This is a genomic window from Pseudomonas sp. BIOMIG1BAC, assembly GCF_001705995.2.
GTDB lineage: Bacteria > Pseudomonadota > Gammaproteobacteria > Pseudomonadales > Pseudomonadaceae > Aquipseudomonas > Aquipseudomonas sessilinigenes.
Genome location: NZ_CP049045.1, coordinates 3057482 through 3079859 on the forward strand (window position 1 = coordinate 3057482; position 22378 = coordinate 3079859).

Genomic DNA, 22378 nt, shown 5'->3' on the forward strand with positions numbered 1-22378 from the left:
TGCCGCCCATGAACCTGTCCGGACCTTTTATCAGGCGTCCCGTGGCGACCATGCTCTTGAGTCTGGCGATTATGTTATTGGGCGGCGTCAGTTTCGGGCTGTTGCCGGTGGCGCCGCTGCCGCAGATGGATTTCCCGGTGATCGTGGTCCAGGCCAGCCTGCCCGGGGCCAGCCCCGAGGTCATGGCCTCCACGGTGGCCACACCCCTGGAGCGCTCCTTCGGCGCCATTGCCGGGGTCAACACCATGAGCAGCCGCTCCAGCCAGGGTTCGACCCGGGTGATCCTGCAATTCGACCTGGACCGCGACATCAATGGCGCGGCGCGGGAAGTGCAGGCGGCGATCAATGCCTCGCGCAACCTGTTGCCCAGCGGCATGCGCAGCATGCCCACCTACAAGAAGGTCAACCCGTCCCAGGCGCCGATCATGGTGCTGTCCTTGACCTCCGATGTGCTGGAAAAGGGCCAGCTCTACGACCTGGCCTCCACCATCCTGTCCCAGAGCCTGTCCCAGGTGCAGGGCGTGGGCGAGGTGCAGGTCGGGGGCAGCTCGCTGCCAGCGGTGCGCATCGAACTGGAGCCGCAGCTGCTCAACCAGTACGGGGTGGCCCTGGACGACGTGCGCAACGCCATCGCCAATGCCAACCAGCGCCGCCCCAAGGGCTCGGTGGAGGATGACCAGCGCTTGTGGCAGATCCAGGCCAACGACCAATTGGAGAAGGCTCGCGATTACGAGCCGCTGATCATTCACTACAACAACGGCGCGGCCCTGCGACTGAAGGACGTGGCCAAGGTCAGCGATGGCGTCGAGGATCGCTACAACAGCGGTTTCTTCAACGACGACGCGGCCGTGCTGCTGGTGATCAACCGCCAGGCCGGGGCCAACATCATCGAGACGGTGAACGAGATCAAGGCCCAGCTGCCGGCGCTGCAGGCGGTGCTGCCGGCCAGCGTCAAGCTCAACCTGGCCATGGATCGCTCCCCGGTGATCAAGGCCACCCTGCATGAGGCGGAGATGACCCTGCTGATCGCCGTGGCCCTGGTGATCCTGGTGGTGTTCCTGTTCCTGGGCAACTTTCGCGCCTCGGTGATCCCGACCCTGGCGGTACCGGTGTCGCTGGTGGGCACCTTCGCGGTCATGTACCTGTACGGTTTTTCCCTGAACAACCTGTCGCTGATGGCGCTGATCCTGGCCACGGGATTGGTGGTGGACGATGCCATCGTGGTGCTGGAGAACATCTCGCGGCATATCGACGAGGGCGTGAAACCGCTGCAGGCCGCCTACATGGGGGCCAAGGAAGTGGGCTTCACCCTGCTGTCGATGAACGTCTCGCTGGTGGCGGTGTTCCTGTCGATCCTGTTCATGGGCGGGATCATCGAAAGCCTGTTCCGCGAGTTCTCCATCACCCTGGCGGCGGCCATCGTGGTTTCGCTGGTGGTGTCCCTGACCCTGACTCCGATGCTCTGCGCTCGTTGGCTCAAGCCTCACCTGCCGGGCCAGGAGAATGCCCTGCAACGTTGGAGCCGGCGCAGCAACGACTGGATGGTCGGCAAGTACGCCAGCAGCCTGGACTGGGTGCTGCGGCACCGGCGCCTGACCTTGCTCAGCCTGCTGGTGACCATCGGTGTCAACGTTGCCCTGTACGTGGTGGTGCCCAAGACCTTCATGCCCCAGCAGGACACCGGCCAGTTGATCGGTTTCGTCCGTGGCGACGACGGCCTGTCCTTCAGCGTGATGCAGCCGAAGATGGAGATCTTCCGCCGCGCCGTGCTCAAGGATGAGGCGGTGGAAAGCGTGGCCGGCTTCATCGGCGGCTCCAACGGCACCAACAATGCCTTCATGCTGGTGCGCCTGAAACCCATCAAGGAGCGCAATATCTCGGCGCAGAAGGTCATCGAGCGCCTGCGCAAGGAAATGCCCAAGGTGCCTGGCGCCCAGCTGATGCTGATGGCCGACCAGGACCTGCAGTTCGGTGGCGGCCGCGAGCAGACCACCTCGCAGTACTCCTACATCCTGCAGAGTGGCAACCTGGGTGAGCTGCGCGAGTGGTATCCGAAGGTCGTCGCGGCGTTGCGGGCGTTGCCCGAGCTGACCGCCATCGATGCCCGGGACGGCCACGGTGCCCAGCAGGTGACCCTGGTGGTGGATCGCGACCAGGCCAAGCGGCTGGGGGTGGACATGGACATGGTCACCGCGGTGCTCAACAACGCCTACAGCCAGCGGCAGATCTCCACCATCTATGACAGCCTCAACCAGTACCAGGTGGTGATGGAGGTCAATCCCAAGTACGCCCAGGACCCGATCACCCTGAACCAGGTACAGGTCATCACCGCCGATGGGGCGCGGATTCCGTTGTCGACCATCGCTCATTATGAGAACAGCCTGGAAGACGATCGAGTCAGCCACGAGGGGCAGTTCGCCTCGGAAAGCATTTCCTTCGACATGGCCGAAGGTGTCACCGTGGAGCAGGGCACCGCGGCCATCGAGCGGGCGATCGCCAAGCTGGGCATGCCCGAGGATGTGATCATCAAGATGGCCGGCACCGCCGACGCCTTCGCTGCCACCCAGAAAAGCCAGCCGTTCATGATCCTCGGCGCTCTGCTGGCGGTGTACCTGGTGCTCGGAGTGCTCTATGAGAGCTACATCCATCCGCTGACCATCCTTTCCACCTTGCCTTCGGCCGGGGTCGGTGCCTTGCTCTCGATCTATGTGCTGGGCAGCGAATTCAGCCTGATTTCGCTGTTGGGGCTGTTCCTGTTGATTGGGGTGGTGAAGAAGAACGCGATCCTGATGATCGACCTGGCGCTGCAGCTGGAGCGGCATCACGGGCTCGACCCGTTGCAATCGATCCGCAGCGCCTGCCTGCAACGCCTGCGGCCGATCCTGATGACCACCCTGGCAGCGATCCTCGGCGCCTTGCCGTTGTTGCTGGGTGCAGCCGAAGGCTCGGAGATGCGCCAGCCGCTGGGACTGACCATCATCGGCGGCCTGGTCTTCAGCCAGATCCTCACGCTCTACACCACCCCGGTGGTCTACCTCTACCTCGACCGCCTGCGCCACAAGTTCAATCACTGGCGCGGGGTTCGTACCGATGCCGCTCTGGAAACGCCGCTATGACCGAACATCCGTCCCGTCCCGTTTCGCCGCTGTCCACCCAGCGCCTGGCCATGGCCCGGGGCTCGCGGGTCCTGAGCCTGGGCCTGTGCGCCGCGTTGCTCAGTGCCTGCGCCATCGGCCCCGACTATCAGCGACCCGAAGTGGCCGAGCCTGCGCAATACAAGCAGGCCGAGGGCTGGCGCCAAGCCAATCCCAGCGATGCCCTGGCCCGCGGTGCCTGGTGGCAGCTCTACGGCGACGCCCAGCTCAACGACCTGGTGGACAAGCTCAACAATGCCAACCAGAGCGTTGCCCAGTCGGAGGCGCAATTCCGCCAGGCCCAGGCCCTGGTGCGCAGCTCTCGCGGAGCGTTCTTTCCCAGTGTCGACCTGAGTGCCGGCAAGACCCGCGCGAGCCAGGGCACCGGTAGCAGCAGTTCGGCCTTGAGCAGCTCCAGCAGCGGTATTCGCGACACCTACAACACCCAGCTGGGGGTGAGCTGGGAGGCGGATGTCTGGGGCAAGCTGCGGCGTGGCCTGGAGGCTAACGAAGCCAGTGCCGAGGCGAGTTTTGCCGACCTGGCGGCCATGCGCCTGAGCCAGCAGTCCGAGCTGGTGCAGAACTACCTGCAGTTGCGGGTGATCGATGAGCAGAAACGCCTGCTGGAGGCCACGGTGGTGGCCTACCAGCGCTCCTTGACCATGACCCAGAACCAGTACCAGGCCGGCGTTGCTGGCAAGGATGCGGTGGCCCAGGCCCAGACCCAGCTCAAGAGCACCCAGGCCGACCTCATCGACCTGATCTGGCAGCGGGCGCAGTTCGAGAACGCCATTGCCGTGCTCATCGGCGTGCCGCCGGCAGCGTTCAACCTGGCTGAAGCCAAGAGCGTGCCGGTGCTGCCCCAGGTGCCCCTGGGCGTGCCGTCGCAGTTGTTGGAGCGGCGTCCGGACATCGCTTCGGCGGAGCGGGCGATGATTGCCGCCAATGCCAACATCGGCGTGGCCAAGGCTGCTTATTATCCGGACCTGACCCTGAGCATGGCCGGTGGCTATAGCAGCAGCACCTATGCCAACTGGATCACGCTGCCAAATCGTTTCTGGTCGGTGGGGCCGAAACTGGCGATGACCTTGTTCGATGGCGGCCAGCGTTCGGCGGAAGTGGACCGTACCGTGGCGGCCTATGACCAGACCGTGGCCAAGTACCGGCAGACCGTGCTCGACGGTTTCCGCGAGGTGGAGAACTACATGGCCCAGCTCAAGGTCATGGACGATGAAGCAGGGGTACGCCAGCAAGCCCTGGACTCGGCTCGCGAGGCCCTGCGCCTGACCGAGAACCAGTACAAGGCGGGGCTGATCGGCTACCTGGATGTCGTGACCAGCCAGACGACGGCCTTGAGCAATGAGCGCAGTGTGCTGAGCCTGCTGCAGAGCCGGTTGATCGCCAGCGTGCAGTTGATCGCTGCCCTCGGCGGTGGCTGGGATGGGCAATTGCAAGTCAGCGAGCAGAAGTAGCCAGGTGTCGGTCGCTACAGGGCGAGCGCGGCATGGAAGGGCTCGCCAAGCGACACCTGTGCTGGATGGGTGGTGATTTATCCCTGTTACATCCAGCAACAACAGCTACAGTATGTCGTGTCGCAGTCGATATACGGGCGTCTGGTGATCGATTGCGGTTCGCTCCTGAAATGCACAAAAGTCATGTCCACAAGGCCTGTATGGGCTTGCGGACCCTCTGTCTGACTAATGGCCTTTTGATGACATTTGTAGATGCGTTATTTCCTGCAATCAGTACAATCTGCGATTTTGCCCGCCGCGCAAGGATGTCGGCACAACGGCCAAGAGACGCCTAATGCTCATCGGTAGTTACTCCTCCGCACTGGTCCTGATCTCCATTTTCGTGGCGATCCTCGCTTCCTATACCGCTCTTGATCTCACCGGACGCATTGCCACCACCCAGGGGCGGGCCGCCTACTTGTGGATGGGCGGCGGGGCGCTGGCCATGGGCATCGGCGTGTGGTCCATGCACTTCATCGGCATGCTGGCCTTTTCATTGCCCATCGAGCTGGGCTACGACATCGGGCTCACCGGGCTGTCGTTGCTGATCTCGTTCCTGTCCTGCGGGTTCGCCCTATGGCTGGTAAGCCAGCCGCGCCTGCCGTTCTGGCAGCTGATATTCGGGGCCTTGATCATGGGGGCCGGCATCAGCGGCATGCATTACACCGGCATGGCGGCCATGCGCATGCAGCCGGGCATCGACTATGACCCGGGGCTGTTCGGCGCCTCTTTGCTGATTGCCTTTGGCGCCTCCCTGGCGGCGCTGTGGATTGCCTTCCGCCTGCGGCAGAACACGCCCTATGTGCGCCTGGTGCGCACAGGGGCCGCCGTGGTCATGGGGTTCGCGATCGTTGGCATGCACTACACCGGCATGGCCGCGGCGCGTTTTACCGATGGCAGTTTCTGCGGTGCCCTGACCAACGGCCTGAGTGGCAAGGGCCTGGACAACCTGGTGCTGATCACCACCCTGGCGGTGCTGATCATCGCCTTGCTGACTTCGGTGCTCGATGCCCGGCTCGAAGCCCGTACCGCAGTGCTGGCGCAGTCCTTGACCGAAGCCAACAAGGAACTGACCCAGCTGGCCTTGCACGACACCCTGACCGGATTGCCCAACCGCATCCTGCTGGCCGACCGGATCGATCAGGCGATGCATCGGGTGACGGCCCATGGTGGCTGCTTTGCGCTGATGTTCATCGACCTGGACGGTTTCAAACCGGTCAACGATGCCTTTGGCCATCATATGGGCGATCAGTTGCTGCGCGAAGTTGCCTTGCGCCTGCGCGAGGACTTGCGCACTGAGGACACCCTGGCCCGTATCGGCGGCGATGAGTTCGTTCTGCTGGTACAGCTGGCCGAACCGGACGATGCCTTGCGCCTTGCCGCGCGCCATGTCGGGCTGGTTTCCCGTTCCTTCCGGGTGTCCGATCACGACCTGCAGATTTCCGCCAGCATCGGGATCGCGGTGTATCCGGGCAACGGTCACAGCGCCCAGGAACTGTTGATGAACGCCGATGCGGCGATGTACCACGCCAAGGGCACCGGCAAGAACGGCTACAGCTTTTTCGACGCTTCGATGAACAGCAACGCCCGGCGCCAATTGCAGTTATTGCAGGATTTGCGCAACGCCGTTGAACAGCATCAGTTCCGCCTGCATTACCAGCCCAAGTTCGATGCTGCCAATGGCCGGCCGGTTGGCGCCGAGGCGTTGTTGCGCTGGGAGCATCCGCAACATGGCTTGCTGATGCCGGACAAGTTCATCGAACTGGCGGAAAAGACCGGGCTGATCATTCCCATTGGCGACTGGGTCCTGAACGAGGCCTGCCGGCAGATGCACGAGTGGTATGCCCAGGGGCATACCGGCTGGCGTATTGCGGTGAACCTCTCGGCCATGCAGTTCTGTCATGTGGGGCTGGTCGCCAGCGTCGCCGAAGCGCTGGAACGTTATGACCTGCCGGCCAATAACCTGACCCTGGAGATCACCGAGACCACGGCGATGCACGACGCCGATGTCAGCATGATCGTCTTGCAGCAGCTGGCGGACATGGGGGTGGACCTGTCCATCGACGATTTCGGCACCGGCTATTCGAGCCTGATGTACCTCAAGCGCCTGCCGGCCAACGAGCTGAAGATCGACCGTGGTTTTGTCCGCGACCTGGAGCATGACAGCGACGATGCCGCCATCGTCTCGGCCATCGTCGCCCTGGGCCAGGCCCTGGGGTTGCGGATTGTCGCCGAAGGCGTGGAGACCGGCGTGCAGCAGACGTTCCTCACCGAGTTGGGCTGCGATTCGCTCCAGGGTTATTACCTGGGGCATCCGATGCCTCCCGAGCGTTTCCTGCAAGGGGTACTCATCCCCAATGGCAAAGTCGAGGCGCATGCTCCGCTAGCCGCCATCGAACCTGTAAACCCGCACTCGGCGTCGCCGCAGCCAACGGTCCCCGGGGTCAACTGAGCCGTCCGGTTGCCGGGCTGACACCCACTGCACTGCCGACCGCATTGGGTGCATGCAAGGGGCCTTCGATGATCGGCGCTCTGGCGGTTTCCATCACTGGCTGCGCGGTGTTTAATGGCTCGCGTTGAAATGATCAGTGAGGGAGTCGGCAGTATGGACAAAGTCATCGTCATCACCGGTGGCGGGCGGGGAATCGGCGCAGCCACGGCGTTGCTGGCTGCGCAGCAGGGTTTCAAGGTGTGTATCAACTATCAGGCCGACGAGCAGTCTGCCCAGCAAGTGCTGGAGCAGCTTCGAGCCTTGGGCGCCCAGGCGATCGCCGTACGTGCCGATGTCAGTATCGAGGATGAAGTCATCGGCCTGTTCCAGCGGGTCGACGCCGAGCTGGGGCGTGTCACGGCCTTGGTCAACAGCGCCGGGACCGTGGGCCAGAAGTCTCGTCTTGATGACATGTCCGAGTTTCGTATCCAGAAGATCATGAAGACCAATGTCATGGGGCCGATCCTCTGTGCCAAGCACGCGGTGCTGCGCATGTCGCCGCGCCATGGCGGGCAGGGTGGCAGCATCGTCAACGTCTCCTCGGTCGCCGCGCGCCTGGGCTCGCCCGGCGAGTATGTGGACTACGCCGCCTCCAAGGGGGCGCTGGACACCTTCACCATCGGCCTGGCCAAGGAAGTAGCGGGTGAGGGCATCCGGGTCAACGCGGTACGCCCGGGCTATATCTATACCGATTTCCATGCGCTCAGCGGCGATGCCGACCGCGTCAGCAAGCTGGAGAGCGCCATCCCCATGGGCCGCGGCGGGCGCCCGGACGAGGTGGCCGAGGCCATCGTCTGGCTGCTGTCGGACAAGGCTTCCTACGCCACCGGTACCTTCGTCGACCTGGGCGGCGGTCGCTGATCCCGAACTGATGAGCCGGTTTGTCGGCCAATAGCCCCTGAGCCTGGCACCAAGCGGCGGATGCCAGGGCTCAGGGCAACGCGTCGACGGTGCGGCGGCGGGGTACGATCAGCAAGGCCAGCAGTAGCCCCAGCAGGCCGGCGCCATAGCTCATCGACAGCGGCAGCAGACGACTCAGGGTTTCGCCAGGGCGTATGCAGCTGTAGCTAAATCCATAGCCCTGTTCATCTGCCCGGACTCCCGGGACCTTGTTCACCGGTGCCGGGTCTGATGGCGCCATTTGCTCATTCGAGAGCTCCAGCTTGGCATGGCTCGCTTCACGTGCCGCCAGTTGTTCGATGGCCTGCAACTGGGCGTCGTTGCAGCGGCTCTCGCTCCAGTTGTGCAACACCAGCAAGGCGGATAACAGCAACAGCAAGGGCACCGGGTAGAAGCGCTGGGCCGGCAACAGGGGGGCTACCAGCAGTCCGGCCAGAAAACCGGCCAGTAGCAGGTTGGCCCAGTACCAGCCGCCGCCTTCCCAGCTCGGCAGCATTATCAGCATCAGCACCGGGGGCAGTACGACGCGGGCGAACAGCAGGCACAGGGCTGCGGCGAGGAGGGTGACCAGCAGGGTCTTGATCCAGGACTTCATGGCTGTTTCATCGCCTGTATGAGTGGGGGCAAAACGGCACGCATCAAGCTTGTGCCGCCTGCCCGGGAATGTTCGGTGGGGTGAAGCGGCGGGCGTGCTCGAGCATGTCCCGGGGATAGATCATGTGCCGCACCGCGCTATCGTCCAGGCCGTAGAGGTAGACGATGGCCGCGGCCTCGAAGGCCCAGTAGCCGAAGTAGCCGCCATCGTCGTCGAAACTGTGACTGTCGTGCCACGGAGCGTGCACGAAGGCCGGGTACCACTGGTTGCAGTACTCCACCAGCAATTCGCGCTCTTGCGCAGGCTCCTCGTGGTAGACCGCGCGCACCAGGGGCGTGTAGACCTCGTGGTACCACTCATCCACCTCCACCCGGTCGGGTAGGAAGCCCTTGAGCAGGTCTTCGATCAGCACGTCCTCGCCATGGTAGCCGGCTCGATCCTGCAACAGCGCCACCCGTGGCAGCAGGTCGCTGCGCTGCAGGAGGATGCACAGGCTGATGACCTGTACGTACTCTTCGAAGTCATGAGGGTAGTGATCGATCGCCAGGGGCGCGATGTCCGGCAGTTCTTCATAGCGCGCCAGCTTGCGCTGGTAGTCCTCGTAGCTTTCCACCACTGCGTCCAGGGCCTGGGCCAGCGCTTGCATGGGCTCGCCAGCGGTGTAGCCGAGGATCAGCCGGTGCAGGCGCGCTTGCTGCACCTGCCGGGCCTTGAGGGAGGCTTCCTGAAGGGGGCAGTCGGCCTCCATGGAGTGCTCCTGCCAGAAGGCCTCGGTGCCTTCCAGGTGCTCACTGAGCTGGTAGTACTGTTTGTGGCTGAGAAACACTTGCCTGCGGTTCATCGCGCTCGCCTCGGTTCAATAGGGGATCAGGGTGAAAGCCGGCTTGCGCTCGGACGTTTCCAGCAGCAGGGTCGGCAGGTCCACCTCGGCAGGCTCCAGGCACAGGATGTCGAGTTCCTCCTCCAGGGCTGGGCGGTCGGCCGCCAGTGCCCGGATCGGCAGGCGTTCGTAGGGGCGTGGGTCTTCGCCGTAGTAGACCTTGGCGGTGCCGGGAGGAATGCCTTCCAGGCGGGCGAAGCCTTCTTCGTCGAGGTGCCCCTGGATTTGCGAACCGTCGGTGAAGACCACCCGGTAGGCGGCACCGGACACGGGTTCGAGGTTGGAGTAGTGCAGGTTCAGCTCCAGCCAGTGGCCCTCGCCGGTGAGATGCTCCATGCCCTGGTTGATGGCTTGTGGAGTGCTGGCGGCCTCGCGGGCCGCGGGCAGGGCGCTGCTGGTACTGGCACTGCCTGCCGATTGCGGCTTGGGCAACAGGGCCGGGCCCTGGCTGTGGGCCAGGGCCGAACTGTTGCGTTGCACCGCCAGCCATGGCGCGATGCGTTGCTGCACCGCTTGCATGAGCATCTGGCTGTGGTCCCGGGCCTCGCCGAGGTTGTACAGCACCCGTTGCTGCTGGCGTGGGGCAAGGCCGGCGAAGGTCGAGGACGCCTGCACGCCACGGACGATCTCTGGCATTTCCTCGGTCAGGCGAGTGGGGTCCAGGGATTTTTCCAGCAGTTGTTCCGGGCTGGTCTTGATCCGGCAGCTCAGCAGCGTATGGCGGATCAGGTCGAAGAGTTTTTCGGCGTGACGCCAGGGGGCGCGGTTGATCTGGCGCAGGATGAGCTTGAATTCCTGCCCGGGGCCGGGGATCCAGCCGATCAAGGCCAGGGCCAGGTCGAAGAGGGCGTCTGCTTCGTCCTGGTCATTGTCTACCGCATCCAGTTCGAGGATCGCCTGGACCGTGTCGTAGGCATTGAGCTCCTGGGTCAGCAGCGGCAGGCGACCGCGCTTGATGGCCTGGCTCAGTTCGGCCTTGGCCTCTGGATAGTCGTCGTAATACAGGTCTTCGACCATGCCGTGCTCCTTCCCTGGAAAATTCGAGCGCGGATGCTGCACCAGTGCCGGCCTGGGGGCAAGTCGTTTGGCCAACCAGGGGTGTTGCCACTCCCTCCCTGCGGTCGCTGCGCGCCCTTGCGCAGCCCGCGGCAGCGGCTACGCGACGCTGTAGCTGCTGCCGAGCCTGCGAGGCCGCGCCAGGGTCCGCAGGACCTTCAGCGTTCGGATCGGTGCTGGTCAGAACGAGCGGATGATCCGCCCCAGGGTCTCCATGGCTTTTTCCGCGGCTTCGTTCCAGGGGCTGCCGTAGTTCAGGCGGATGCAGTTGCGAAAGCGCTGGGTCGGGGAAAAGATTGGCCCGGGGGCGATGCTGATGCCTTGGGCCAGGGCCATCTGGAACAGCTTCAGGGAGTCCATCTGCGGCGGTAGCTCCAACCACAGGAAATAACCACCGGCAGGCTGGCTGACCCGGGTCTGGGCCGGGAAGTGCCGGGCGATCGCCGCCAGCATGGCGCTCTGCTGTTCTTCCAGGGCATAGCGCAGCTTGCGCAGGTGACGATCGTAGCCACCGTGCTGCAAATAGTCGGCAATGGCCGCCTGGGCTGGCATCGAGGCACACAGCGATGTCATCAGCTTGAGTCGCTCGATCTTCTGCGCATAGCGCCCGGCGGCGACCCAGCCGACCCGGTATCCGGGGGCCAGGCTCTTGGCGAAAGAGCCGCAATGCATGACCAGGCCCTCGGTATCGAAGGCCTTGGCGGGTTTTGGCGCCTGCTGGCCGTAGTACAGCTCGGCGTAGACGTCATCCTCGATCAGCGGCACCTGATGTTGGCGCAGCAGTTCCACCAGCTCCTGTTTCTTGGCCTCGGGCATGCTCGCGCCCATGGGGTTCTGGAAGTTGGTCATGCACCAGCAGGCCTTGATCGGGTGACGTTCCAGGGTCTGGGCCAGCACGCCCAGGTCGATGCCGTCGCGCGGGTGGACCGGGATCTCCACGGCCTTGAGCTTGAGGCGCTCCAGCACTTGCAGGCTGGCGTAGAACGCCGGAGCCTCGATGGCCACCAGGTCGCCCGGCTCTGTCACGGCTTGCAGGCACAGGTTCAGCGCTTCCAGGGCGCCATTGGTGATCAGCAGTTCCTCCATAGGCAGCATCAGCCCGGCCACCATGTAGCGCAGGGCGATCTGCCGGCGCAGCTGCGGGTTGCCCGGCGACATGTCGGTCACCACGACTCGCGGGTCCATCTCGCGACTGGCGCTGGCCAGGGAGCGCGACAGGCGTTGCAGGGGAAACAGGGTCGGGCTGGGGAACGCCGAGCCAAAGGGGACGGTGCTCGGGTCCTTGATCGAGTCGAGCACCGAGAACACCAGTTCACTGACATCGACTTCGGTGGATTCATTGACCTCGCTGCTGATCACCGGCTCGGAGAACGGGCTCGGTGCATGGGCATTGACGAAGTAGCCGGAGCGCGGTCGGGCACGGATCAGGCCGCGGCGCTCCAGCAGGTAGTAGGCCTGGAATACCGTCGATGGACTGACCCCATAGGTCTGGCTGGCATAGCGCACCGAGGGTACGCGCTGGCCGGGGCCCAGCACTCCGGAGCGGATCAGTTCGGCGATGTCGTCGGCGAATTTTTCGTAGCGTTTCATCTGCGGTGCAAGATCCAGTCTGGTCATCGGGTCAGGGTTGTTACGCTAGCGAGGAAGTTAAGGGGATGCGCCGTGGCTGGCGCTGGGAGCCAGGCTCCCAGGCGGGAGCACGCTCCCTCGCCACGGCATTCTAAAGACTCAACGGTTCATCGGTGAGACAAAACGGCTTTCGGCCACGGCATAGACACTCGGGTCATCGCTGTCGCTGACCTTGAAGCTGATGTCCTGGGAGCTGCTTTGCGCGCGGTCCTGGATCAATGCCACCGAGACCGGCAAGTCGACGATTTCCCCCGGGGCCAGGCTCAGCTCGGTCTTGCCCTGCAGCTCGAAGCCCGTACCGTCCACGAGGGCAATACGGTATTGCTGGCGTTCCTGGGTCTTGTTGATGATCTTGAGGCTATAGATGTTCTCGATCTGCCCGAGGGCGTTCTCGCGGAACAGGCCCCGGTCCTTGCTGACATCCAGCGATACCATGGGCCGCTGCGTCAGGGCCAGGACCAGGGCGCCGATCATCACCAGCAGTACCACGCTGTAGCCCACCAGGCGCGGCCGCAGCAGGTGGGTCTTGCCCCCTTGCAGTTCATGCTCGGAGGTGTAGGCGATCAGCCCGCGGGCATAGCCCATCTTGTCCATGATCGAGTCGCAGGCATCGATACAGGCGGCACAACCGATGCACTCCATTTGCAGGCCATCGCGGATATCGATGCCGGTCGGGCAGACCTGGACGCACAGTTGGCAATCGATGCAGTCGCCCAGGCCGACATCGGCAGGCTTGACGTCGCGCTTGCGCGGACCGCGGCTTTCACCCCGGGCCGGCTTATAGGAAATGGTCAGCGTGTCCTTGTCGAACATCACGCTCTGGAAGCGCGCGTAAGGGCACATGTGCATGCACACCGCCTCACGCATCCAGCCGGCATTGATATAGGTGGCGCCGGCGAAGAACAGCACCCAGAACAGGCTCAGGCCGCCGATCTGCAAGGTCAGCAGCTCTTGGGCCAGCGGGCGGATCGGGGTGAAGTAGCCGACGAAGGTCAGGCCGGTGAGCAGGCTGATGCCCAGCCACAGGGTGTGCTTGGTGGCCCGGCGAAGCAGCTTGTTGGCGCTCCAGGGCGCGGCCTGCAGCTTGATCCGCTGGTTGCGGTCACCCTCGGTGACCTTTTCGCACCACATGAACAGCCAGGTCCAGGAGCTCTGCGGGCAGGTATAGCCGCACCAGACCCGGCCGGCGAATACCGTGATGGAGAACAGCCCGAAGGCGCAGATGATCAGCAGCGCCGAGAGCAGGATGAAGTCCTGGGGCCAGAAGGTGGCGCCGAAGATATGGAACTTGCTGTCGGCCAGGTCCCAGAGGACTGCCTGGCGGCCGCCCCAGTTCAACCAGACGGTGCCGAAGAACAGCAGGAACAGGAAACCTGCGCCACTCATGCGCAGGGTGCGGAACAGGCCGCTGAAACTACGGGTATAGACGTGCTTGTCGGTGCTCTTCGTCTTCATCTGTTTGGGGCGTGAAGGTTCGAAGGTCTCTACTAATCGGACGGGGATTCTTTCGCTCATGGTCGTTCGCTCATCAGCCTCCATCAGGCCGGGCAACTATGACCATGGAACTGTTTGCATAACAGACTCAGCTATTTGATAAAAAAGCGGATCAGATGCGCTTTTCCGGCCCCCTGCGACAACTTGCTGCACCCCGGCAAGCTCCGCAGGCCTGGCGATGACGCTGCCTGGCATAGGCCCGCAGGGCGGGCCCTGATCCAGATCAGTCAAATTACCGAATCACCATTAGTGGCCTTTAGATGGCGTCGGCCGTCGACGGCGCCTGCTACGGTCAATGCGTCGGCTTCTGCTTCGGTGATGTAGATCCGTTGCCCCTTGATCTCGACGGCGGACATGGCCCTGGCCCCGTCGGTGATGATGGTCACGGCGCTGGCAGGCAAGTGCTCGTGGAGCGTCTGGGTGTCGAAGTAGCAGTGCTGTCGGTCGATGCGCAGGCTCATGGCGGATACCTCTTCGCGGTGGACGTACAAGTTAGGCGGGCGAGTCATGGCCAGGGTTCGACGCCGCTGACGGGCGGTGCTCGATGGGTGAACCTCGCCAGCTTCGCGCAGGTTGTCTATCTATGCTTGTGGGCGTGCCACTGATAGTGGCCTCGATGCTTCCACCGGTGGCCTTGGAATGGGCGGGTCGCCCATGGGCGGTGGGGGCGTGTCCGGTGGCTCCTGCTCGGGAATCGCCGGTGGTTCACCAGGCGGCAGGGGGGGCTGGTCGATGTTCGGATCAGGCGGTTCTGGCGGAATCGGGATACTCATTGCACGGGTCTCCTTCGTGCCTGTCGGCGCATGGGCGTGCTCGGTGGACCCTGAAAAGGTGCATTTGATTCCGGTTCGCTTGGCGATCAATCGCGCTGAACTTTCGACGACGAGCACCGCTCGGAACCTAAGTATGTTGATTCAGCCATTCACCAGGGCCGACCAGCCCTATCACTACAGCGCCGTTGGCGCGGGACAGGGTGATGTTCGATGACGACAGGAAAACCGACCGAACAGCAATACCAGGCCCACTTGCCATTGCCCCAGGCCCTGTTGCTGCCGCGCATCGCCATCGAGAATCCCCGCCCGGTGCTCGACGCCGGCCAGTTCGCCGTCAAGGCAGTGGCTGGGCAGGAGATCGAGGTGGGGTGCAAAGTCTTCACCGATGGCCACGACACGCTGGCGGTGCGAGTGCGCTGGCGCAACGAACGGCAGGACGCTTGGCACAGCCGGGCGCTGGAAGACCAGGGCAACGACGGCTGGCTGGGCCACTTCCCGGTGCCGGAGGTGGGCCGCTACCGTTTCTGTATCGAGGCCTGGATCGACTCGTTCGCCAGCTTCTGCTACGAGCTGGAAAAGAAGCACCTGGCCGCCCAGCCGGTCAGCCTGGAACTGCAAGAAGGGCGGACCCTGGTGCAACAGGCTGGCGAACGCAGCGAAGGCGCGCTGCGTGAACAACTGCTGGTACTGCACCAGCAACTGGGCGGCTTGCTCGCGGCCGAGCAGGTGGCGCTGTTCTTGAGTGCCGATAGTGCCCGGCTGATGGCCGAGGCCGACCTGCGTCCCTATCTCAGCCTGAGTCCCGAGTACACGCTGGACGTGGAGCGCGAGCGTGCGCAGTTCGCCAGCTGGTACGAGCTGTTCCCCCGTTCCATCACCGACGATCCTGCCCGCCATGGCACCTTCGACGATGTGCATGGGCGCTTGCCGATGATCCATGACATGGGCTTCGACGTGCTGTACTTCCCGCCTATCCACCCCATCGGCCGGCGCCACCGCAAGGGCCGCAACAATGCCCTGGTCGCCGCGCCGGACGATCCCGGCAGTCCCTATGCCATCGGCAGCGAGGAGGGCGGCCATGAGGCGATCCATCCTCAATTGGGCAGCCGCGAGGATTTTCGCCGGCTGGTGGCCGCAGCCGCCGACCATGGCCTGGAGATCGCCCTGGATTTCGCGATCCAGTGCTCCCAGGACCATCCCTGGCTGACCCAGCACCCGGGCTGGTTCAACTGGCGCCCGGACGGCAGCATCAAATATGCCGAGAACCCGCCGAAGAAGTACCAGGACATCGTCAATGTCGATTTCTACGCCGCCGATGCCATCCCCAGCCTGTGGCTGGAACTGCGGGATATCGTGGTCGGCTGGGTCGAGGAGGGCGTCACCATCTTCCGGGTCGATAACCCGCATACCAAGCCGTTGCCATTTTGGCAGTGGTTGATCGGCGATGTGCGCAGCCGGCATCCGCAGGTGATCTTCCTGGCCGAGGCCTTCACCACCCCGGCGATGATGGCGCGCCTGGGCAAGATCGGTTACTCCCAGAGCTATACCTACTTCACCTGGCGCAACACCAAGAGCGAACTGGCCAGCTACCTGAGCGAGCTCAACCAGTCGCCCTGGCGCGAATGCTTCCGGCCGAACTTCTTCGTCAACACCCCGGATATCAATCCCGGTTTCCTGCATGACTCGGGCCGCCCCGGTTTTCTCATCCGGGCGGCGCTGGCCACCATGGGCTCGGGCCTGTGGGGCATGTATTCGGGGTTCGAACTGTGCGAGTCGGCGCCGTTGCCGGGCAAGGAGGAGTACCTGGACTCGGAGAAGTACGAGATCCGCCCGCGGGACTTCAATGCCCCGGGCAACATCATCGCCGAGATCGCCCAGCTCAACCGTATCCGCCGCCAGAACCCGGCGTTGCAATCGCACCTGGGGCTCAAGCTGTACAACGCCTGGAACGACCGGATCCTGTACTTCGGCAAGCGCAGCGCCGATGGCGGCAACTTCGTGCTGGTGGCGGTCAGCCTCGATCCCTTCAACCCCCAGGAGGCGCATTTCGAGCTGCCGCTCTGGGAAATGGGCCTGCCCGACGATGCCGCCACCCAGGGCGAGGACTTGATGAACGGCCATCGCTGGACCTGGTACGGCAAGGTCCAGTTCATGCGCCTCGAACCGGCCCAGCCGTTCGGCATCTGGCGCATCAGCGCCGACTGACCCGGCCGCGCCGCCGGCCCGAGGGCCTGGTGGCGGTGGCCGGGGCAGGAACCTGCCAACAGATTCAGGAGTGAGCAATGGCGAAGAGAACCCGACCCTCGACCTTTATCGACGACCCGCTCTGGTACAAGGACGCGGTGATCTACCAGGTGCATGTGAAGTCCTATTTCGACTCCAACAACGATGGCATCGGCGATTTTCCCGGGCTGATCGCCAAGCTGGACTACATCAAGGAACTGGGGGTCAACACCATCTGGTTGCTGCCGTTCTATCCCTCGCCACGGCGCGACGACGGCTACGACATCGCCGAGTACCGTGGGGTCAGCCCCGACTATGGCACCCTGGCGGATGTCCGGCGCTTCATCGCCGAGGCCCACAAGCGCGAACTGCGGGTGATCGCCGAGCTGGTGATCAACCACACCTCCGACCAGCACCCCTGGTTCCAGCGCGCCCGCAAGGCCAAGCCCGGTTCGGCGGCGCGCAATTTCTACGTATGGTCCGACGATGATCAGAAGTACGCCGGTACGCGGATCATCTTCCTCGACACCGAGAAGTCCAATTGGACCTGGGACCCGGTGGCCGGCCAGTACTTCTGGCACCGCTTCTATTCCCACCAGCCGGACCTGAACTTCGACAACCCGCAGGTACTCAAGGCCGTACTCTCGGTCATGCGCCACTGGCTGGACATGGGCATCGACGGCCTGCGCCTGGACGCCATTCCCTACTTGATCGAGCGCGATGGCACCCACAACGAGAACCTGGCCGAGACCCACGATGTGCTCAAGCGCATCCGCGCCGAGATCGACGCCCATTATCCGGACCGCATGCTCCTGGCCGAGGCCAACCAGTGGCCCGAGGACACCCAGCTGTACTTCGGCCAGGCCAGCGGCAACGGCGCCGATGGCGACGAATGCCACATGGCCTTCCACTTTCCGTTGATGCCGCGCATGTACATGGCCCTGGCCCAGGAAGACCGCTTCCCGATCACCGACATCCTGCGCCAGACCCCGGAAATCCCGGCCAATTGCCAGTGGGCGATCTTCCTGCGCAACCACGATGAGCTGACCCTGGAGATGGTCACCGACAAGGAGCGCGACTACTTGTGGAACTACTACGCCGCTGACCGTCGGGCGCGGATCAACCTGGGTATCCGCCGACGCCTGGCACCGCTGATGGAGCGCGATCGGCGGCGCATCGAGTTGCTCAACAGCCTGCTGCTGTCGATGCCCGGTACCCCGACCCTGTACTACGGCGACGAGATCGGCATGGGCGACAACATCTACCTGGGCGACCGCGATGGCGTGCGCACGCCGATGCAGTGGTCCATCGACCGTAACGGCGGTTTCTCCCGAGCGGACCCGGCGAGCCTGGTGCTGCCGCCGATCATGGACCCGCTCTACGGTTACCCGTCGGTGAACGTCGAGACCCAGTCCGGCGACCCGCATTCGCTGCTCAACTGGACCCGGCGCCTGCTGGCGGTGCGCAAGCAATCCAGGGCCTTCGGCCGGGGCACGCTGAAGATGCTGTCGCCGAACAATCGCCGGATCCTGGCCTATACCCGCGAATACACCGGGCCCGATGGCAAGCAGGAGATCATCCTGTGCGTGGCCAACGTCTCGCGCAGTGCCCAGGCGGCGGAGCTGGACCTGTCGAGCTTCGCCGGCATGGTGCCGGTGGAAATGCTCGGTGGCAGCGCCTTCCCGCCCATCGGCCAGTTGAACTTCCTGCTGACGCTGGCGCCCTACGGCTTCTACTGGTTCGTCCTGGCCAGTGAGAACCAGATGCCCAGTTGGCACGTCGAGCCGACCCAGGGGCTGCCGGACTTCACCACCCTGGTGTTGAAAAAACGCCTCGAGGAGCTGCTCGATGAACCGTCGCGCACCATCCTGGAGCAGGAGGTCTTGCCCAATTGGTTGCCCAATCGGCGTTGGTTCGCCGACAAGGACAGTGCCATCGAGCAGGTGCGCCTGGACTACGGGGTGCGTTTCGGTGATCCGGAGCATCCGGTGCTGCTGGGCGAGATCGAGGTCACCAGCCAGGGCCGCAGCCAGCGTTACCAACTGCCGTTCGGCCTGCTGGCCGAGGACCAGATCAGCAGCGCCTTGCCCCAGCAACTGGCCATGTCCCGGGTACGGCGCGGGCGGCAGGTGGGGCTGATCACCGATGCCTTCGCTCTGGAGAGCTTCGTGCGCAGCGTGCTGCAGGGGCTCAAGGCCCAGGCCCGACTGGACAGCGACGCCGGGCAGATCCGCTTCGACGCCGGCCCGCAGCTGCAGCAACTGGGGCTGGATGCCGAGGTCGACGTGCGTTACCTGTCGGCCGAGCAATCCAACAGTTCGGTGGTGGTGGGCGAAAGCCTGGTGCTCAAGCTGATGCGCAAGGTGGCAGGCGGTATCCACCCGGAACTGGAAATGGGCGCCTTTCTCACCCAGGCCGGTTTTGCCCATATGTCGCCGTTGCTGGGGTCGGTGGTCCGGCGTGACGAGCAGGGCGAGGACCACCTGTTGATGATCGCCCAGGGCTACCTGAGCAATCAGGGCGACGCCTGGGAGTGGACCCAGAGCAACCTGGACCGGGCCATCCGCGATGAGCTGGCCAGTGCCATATCGGAACAGGAGCAGCATTACAACGCACTGGGCGAGCTCGAGGACTTCGCCGCTCAGCTGGGCCAGCGGCTGGGGGAAATGCACCGGTTGCTGGCAGCCCCCAATGCGACGCCGGACTTCAGAGCGCAAACCTATACCAGGCCACAGGCTCAGGTTTGCGGACGGCAGATCGCCGAGCAGGTGGAACGCGGCTTGCAGCTGCTCGAAGAGCACCAGGGCGAGCTGGGGGGCGCCGATCGCGAGCTGAGTCGGCGCCTGGAGCAGTACAAGCCGCAGATCCTGGCCCATATCCAGCACCTGGCCGAGCACTTGCAGGGTAGTTTGCGGATTCGCGTGCATGGCGACCTGCACTTGGGCCAGGTCCTGGTGATCAAGGGCGATGCCTACCTGATCGACTTCGAGGGCGAGCCAGGGCGGCCGCTGGCGGAACGGCGGGCCAAGTACAGTCCCTACAAGGACGTCAGCGGCATCCTGCGTTCTTTCGACTACGCGGCGGCCATGGCCCTGGAGGCCCCGGCACTGGATGCGCAAGCGCCAACCCAGGCGATCCGGGAGCGGGTGGTGCGGCGGTACCTGGCCCAGGCGCGCCAGGCATTTATCGACGCCTATCGGCTGGCGACGGCTAGTCTTGCCCATGACTGGCAAGACCCTCAGGCCGCTGACGCGGTCCTGGCGTTGTTCAGTCTGGAAAAGGCCGCCTATGAGCTGGCCTATGAGGCGCAGAACCGTCCGGGCTGGCTGCATGTGCCACTGCGCGGGCTGGCCGGATTGCTGCGCGAGCTGCGGGCTTTTTCCGATATTGAGCATGCTGGAGAGCAGCCATGAGTTTCTCGAACAGAGAGCAGGGACAGGGGCACGCGGCACGGTTGCCAGCAGTTGGGGCAGTGGAGGCCCTGGTGCGCGCCGAGCACAATGATCCGTTCGCCATTCTCGGGCCCCACGCTGATGGCAAAGGCGGGCAGTTCATCCGCGCCTACCTGCCTGGCGCGTTGAGCGTGCAGGTGCTGGCCAGGGAGGGGGGACAGGTGCTGGGTGAACTCGAGAGCGGCGAGGTGCCGGGGTTGTTCGTCGGGCACTTTGGCCAGGCTCAGGCGTATTTGTTGCGAATCCAGTGGGCGGGCGGCGAGCAGGTCAGCGAGGACCCTTATAGTTTCGGGGCGTTGCTCGGGGAGATGGATCTGTATCTGTTCGCCGAGGGCAACCATCGTGACCTGGGTGCTTGCCTCGGCGCGCAACTGGCCATCGTGGATGGCATCGAGGGCGTGCGTTTTGCGGTCTGGGCCCCCAATGCCCGCAGGGTCTCGGTGGTGGGCGACTTCAATGGCTGGGATGGACGCCGTCACCCCATGCGCCTGCGTCATCCCTCTGGGGTCTGGGAGCTGTTCATTCCCCGCCTGCGTGCGGGGGAGGCCTATAAGTACGAGATACTCGGCCCCCATGGCATCTTGCCGCTCAAGGCCGATCCAATGGCCTTGGCCACCCAGTTGCCGCCAGACACCGCCTCCAAGGTGGCCGCGCCCCTGGAAGTCGACTGGCAGGACCAGGCCTGGATGCTGGCCCGTGGCGAACGCCAGGGGGTCGAGGCGCCGTTGGCGATCTATGAGTTGCACGCTGGCTCCTGGCAGTGCGAGGTCGACGATGTGGGCGAGGTGGCCCGTCACTACAGCTGGCCCGAGCTGGCGCAGCGGCTGATTCCCTACATCAAGGACCTGGGGTTCACCCATATCGAATTGATGCCGATCATGGAGCATCCGTTCGGTGGCTCCTGGGGCTACCAACCCCTGGCCCAATTCGCGCCCAGTGCCCGTTATGGCACGCCCGGGGAGTTTGCCGCGTTCGTCAATGCCTGCCACCTGGCGGACATCGGGGTAATCCTTGACTGGGTGCCGGCGCATTTCCCCACCGATGCCCACGGACTGGCACAGTTCGACGGCACGGCGCTCTATGAGTACGGCAACCCGCTGGAGGGGTTCCATCAAGACTGGGACACGCTGATCTACAACCTGGGGCGCACCGAGGTGCATGGCTTCATGCTGGCGTCGGCCTTGCACTGGCTCAGGCATTTCCATGTCGACGGCCTGCGGGTGGATGCCGTGGCCTCGATGCTCTATCGCGACTATTCGCGCAAGGCGGGGGAGTGGGTGCCAAATCGCCATGGCGGCCGGGAGAACCTGGAGGCTATCGATTTTCTGCGCCATCTCAACGATGTGGTCGCCCTCGAAGCGCCAGGGGCCCTGGTGATCGCCGAGGAGTCCACCGCCTGGCCCGGGGTCAGCCAGGGTACCGACCATGGTGGCCTGGGGTTCGCCTACAAGTGGAACATGGGCTGGATGCACGATTCCTTGCACTACATCCAGCAGGACCCGGTCTACCGGGCCCACCATCACAACGAACTGAGCTTCGGCCTGGTGTATGCCTGGTCCGAGCGCTTCATCCTGCCGATTTCCCACGATGAGGTGGTGCACGGCAAGCATTCGCTGATCGACAAGATGCCCGGCGATCGCTGGCAGAAGTTCGCCAATTTGCGGGCGTACCTGAGTTTCATGTGGACCCATCCGGGCAAGAAACTGTTGTTCATGGGCTGCGAGTTCGGCCAGTGGCGTGAGTGGAACCATGACCAGCAACTGGACTGGTATTTGCTGCAGTATCCCGAGCACCGTGGCGTGCAGCAGTTGGTGGGCGACCTCAACCGCCTGTACCGCGAGTATCCGGCGTTGCACGAGCAGGACCACGTGCCCCAGGGCTTCCAGTGGCTGATCGGCGACGATGCGGTCAACAGCGTGTATGCCTGGCTGCGCTGGAGCCGTGGTGGCGAACCCTTGCTGGTGGTGGCCAACTTCACTCCGGTGCCGCGTGAGGGCTATCGGGTGGGCGTGCCGCTGGGAGGACGCTGGAGCGAGCTGCTCAACAGCGATTCGCAGCTGTATGCGGGCTCCAACTATGGCAATGCCGGCGAAGTCTTCAGCGAAGAACAGCAAAGCCATGGCCAGGCCCTGTCCCTGGTGCTCAATCTGCCGCCCCTGGCGGTGCTGATCCTGCGTCCCGGGCACTGATCCCTGCATGCCGAAGGCCTTGTGGGCCTTGTCGCAGCCTCACCAGCCCGG

Annotated in this window: 13 protein-coding genes; 7 read left to right on the forward strand and 6 right to left on the reverse strand. The window is 64.1% G+C overall.

The annotated features are described in order from the left end of the window. The first annotated feature begins 8 nt into the window (after positions 1–8). From ATY02_RS14590 to ATY02_RS14605, 4 genes are all read left to right on the forward strand, one after another. Entirely contained in the window at positions 9–3116 is a 3108-nt protein-coding gene (locus tag ATY02_RS14590; protein ID WP_068587176.1) for an efflux RND transporter permease subunit, read from the forward strand. Continuing rightward, positions 3113–4606 carry an efflux transporter outer membrane subunit gene (locus ATY02_RS14595; RefSeq protein ID WP_068587182.1) on the forward strand — a complete coding sequence of 498 codons (1494 nt, stop codon included), beginning with the start codon at positions 3113–3115 and terminating at the stop codon, positions 4604–4606. Before ATY02_RS14590 ends, ATY02_RS14595 begins: the two co-directional genes overlap by 4 nt. 334 nt (positions 4607–4940) lie before the next feature. Beyond that, a complete protein-coding gene (locus ATY02_RS14600) occupies positions 4941–7097 on the forward strand; it encodes a putative bifunctional diguanylate cyclase/phosphodiesterase (RefSeq protein WP_068587184.1) in 2157 nt (718 codons plus the stop codon). 153 nt (positions 7098–7250) lie between these two features. Then, on the forward strand, positions 7251–7997 hold the full coding sequence (locus tag ATY02_RS14605; RefSeq protein WP_068587186.1) for an SDR family oxidoreductase: 747 nt from the start codon (positions 7251–7253) through the stop codon (positions 7995–7997). Between the two features lie 70 nt (positions 7998–8067). Here ATY02_RS14605 and ATY02_RS14610 read toward each other — a convergent pair whose 3' ends face one another. From ATY02_RS14610 to ATY02_RS14635, 6 genes are all read right to left on the reverse strand, one after another. Next, the gene (locus ATY02_RS14610; RefSeq protein ID WP_068587189.1) at positions 8068–8631 is read right to left on the reverse strand and encodes a hypothetical protein; all 564 of its coding nucleotides are present in this window, start codon (positions 8629–8631) and stop codon (positions 8068–8070) included. Positions 8632–8674: 43 nt separating this feature from the next. Then, positions 8675–9472 carry a PoNe immunity protein domain-containing protein gene (locus tag ATY02_RS14615; protein ID WP_068587191.1) on the reverse strand — a complete coding sequence of 266 codons (798 nt, stop codon included), beginning with the start codon at positions 9470–9472 and terminating at the stop codon, positions 8675–8677. Between the two features lie 15 nt (positions 9473–9487). Next, the gene (locus ATY02_RS14620) at positions 9488–10528 is read right to left on the reverse strand and encodes a hypothetical protein (RefSeq protein ID WP_068587194.1); all 1041 of its coding nucleotides are present in this window, start codon (positions 10526–10528) and stop codon (positions 9488–9490) included. Positions 10529–10747: 219 nt separating this feature from the next. After that, complete coding sequence (gene mapR / locus ATY02_RS14625) at positions 10748–12157, reverse strand: GntR family transcriptional regulator MpaR (protein WP_068587200.1); 1410 nt, start codon at positions 12155–12157, stop codon at positions 10748–10750. Between the two features lie 138 nt (positions 12158–12295). Then, positions 12296–13711, reverse strand: a complete 1416-nt coding sequence (gene ccoG / locus ATY02_RS14630) for a cytochrome c oxidase accessory protein CcoG (RefSeq protein WP_068587202.1) — start codon at positions 13709–13711, stop codon at positions 12296–12298. A gap of 206 nt (positions 13712–13917) precedes the next feature. Then, the gene (locus tag ATY02_RS14635) at positions 13918–14151 is read right to left on the reverse strand and encodes a DUF3203 family protein (RefSeq protein ID WP_068587205.1); all 234 of its coding nucleotides are present in this window, start codon (positions 14149–14151) and stop codon (positions 13918–13920) included. Between the two features lie 522 nt (positions 14152–14673). Here ATY02_RS14635 and ATY02_RS14645 point away from each other — a divergent pair. The 3 genes from ATY02_RS14645 (at position 14674) to glgB (ending at position 22327) form a co-directional block, all read left to right on the forward strand. After that, positions 14674–16668, forward strand: a complete 1995-nt coding sequence (locus ATY02_RS14645) for an alpha-1,4-glucan--maltose-1-phosphate maltosyltransferase (RefSeq protein WP_068587208.1) — start codon at positions 14674–14676, stop codon at positions 16666–16668. 77 nt (positions 16669–16745) lie between these two features. After that, positions 16746–20099 (forward strand): maltose alpha-D-glucosyltransferase, encoded by a 3354-nt coding sequence (gene treS / locus ATY02_RS14650; RefSeq protein ID WP_068587209.1) that lies wholly within the window; start codon positions 16746–16748, stop codon positions 20097–20099. After that, positions 20096–22327, forward strand: coding sequence for a 1,4-alpha-glucan branching protein GlgB (gene glgB / locus ATY02_RS14655; RefSeq protein WP_068587211.1), 2232 nt, complete (start codon positions 20096–20098; stop codon positions 22325–22327). The genes treS and glgB overlap by 4 nt, the downstream gene beginning before the upstream one ends. The last annotated feature ends 51 nt before the right edge of the window (positions 22328–22378 follow it).

What these genes read in the sequence shown, in the direction of transcription:
- mapR (WP_068587200.1), bottom strand. Translation starts at nt 12,157, where the DNA reads ATGAAACGCTACGAAAAATTCGCCGACGACATCGCCGAACTGATCCGC.
- ATY02_RS14590 (WP_068587176.1), top strand. Translation starts at nt 9, where the DNA reads ATGAACCTGTCCGGACCTTTTATCAGGCGTCCCGTGGCGACCATGCTC.
- ATY02_RS14600 (WP_068587184.1), top strand. Translation starts at nt 4,941, where the DNA reads ATGCTCATCGGTAGTTACTCCTCCGCACTGGTCCTGATCTCCATTTTC.
- ATY02_RS14610 (WP_068587189.1), bottom strand. Translation starts at nt 8,631, where the DNA reads ATGAAGTCCTGGATCAAGACCCTGCTGGTCACCCTCCTCGCCGCAGCC.
- glgB (WP_068587211.1), top strand. Translation starts at nt 20,096, where the DNA reads ATGAGTTTCTCGAACAGAGAGCAGGGACAGGGGCACGCGGCACGGTTG.
- treS (WP_068587209.1), top strand. Translation starts at nt 16,746, where the DNA reads ATGGCGAAGAGAACCCGACCCTCGACCTTTATCGACGACCCGCTCTGG.
- ATY02_RS14635 (WP_068587205.1), bottom strand. Translation starts at nt 14,151, where the DNA reads ATGAGCCTGCGCATCGACCGACAGCACTGCTACTTCGACACCCAGACG.
- ATY02_RS14620 (WP_068587194.1), bottom strand. Translation starts at nt 10,528, where the DNA reads ATGGTCGAAGACCTGTATTACGACGACTATCCAGAGGCCAAGGCCGAA.
- ATY02_RS14595 (WP_068587182.1), top strand. Translation starts at nt 3,113, where the DNA reads ATGACCGAACATCCGTCCCGTCCCGTTTCGCCGCTGTCCACCCAGCGC.
- ccoG (WP_068587202.1), bottom strand. Translation starts at nt 13,711, where the DNA reads ATGAGCGAAAGAATCCCCGTCCGATTAGTAGAGACCTTCGAACCTTCA.
- ATY02_RS14605 (WP_068587186.1), top strand. Translation starts at nt 7,251, where the DNA reads ATGGACAAAGTCATCGTCATCACCGGTGGCGGGCGGGGAATCGGCGCA.
- ATY02_RS14615 (WP_068587191.1), bottom strand. Translation starts at nt 9,472, where the DNA reads ATGAACCGCAGGCAAGTGTTTCTCAGCCACAAACAGTACTACCAGCTC.
- ATY02_RS14645 (WP_068587208.1), top strand. Translation starts at nt 14,674, where the DNA reads ATGACGACAGGAAAACCGACCGAACAGCAATACCAGGCCCACTTGCCA.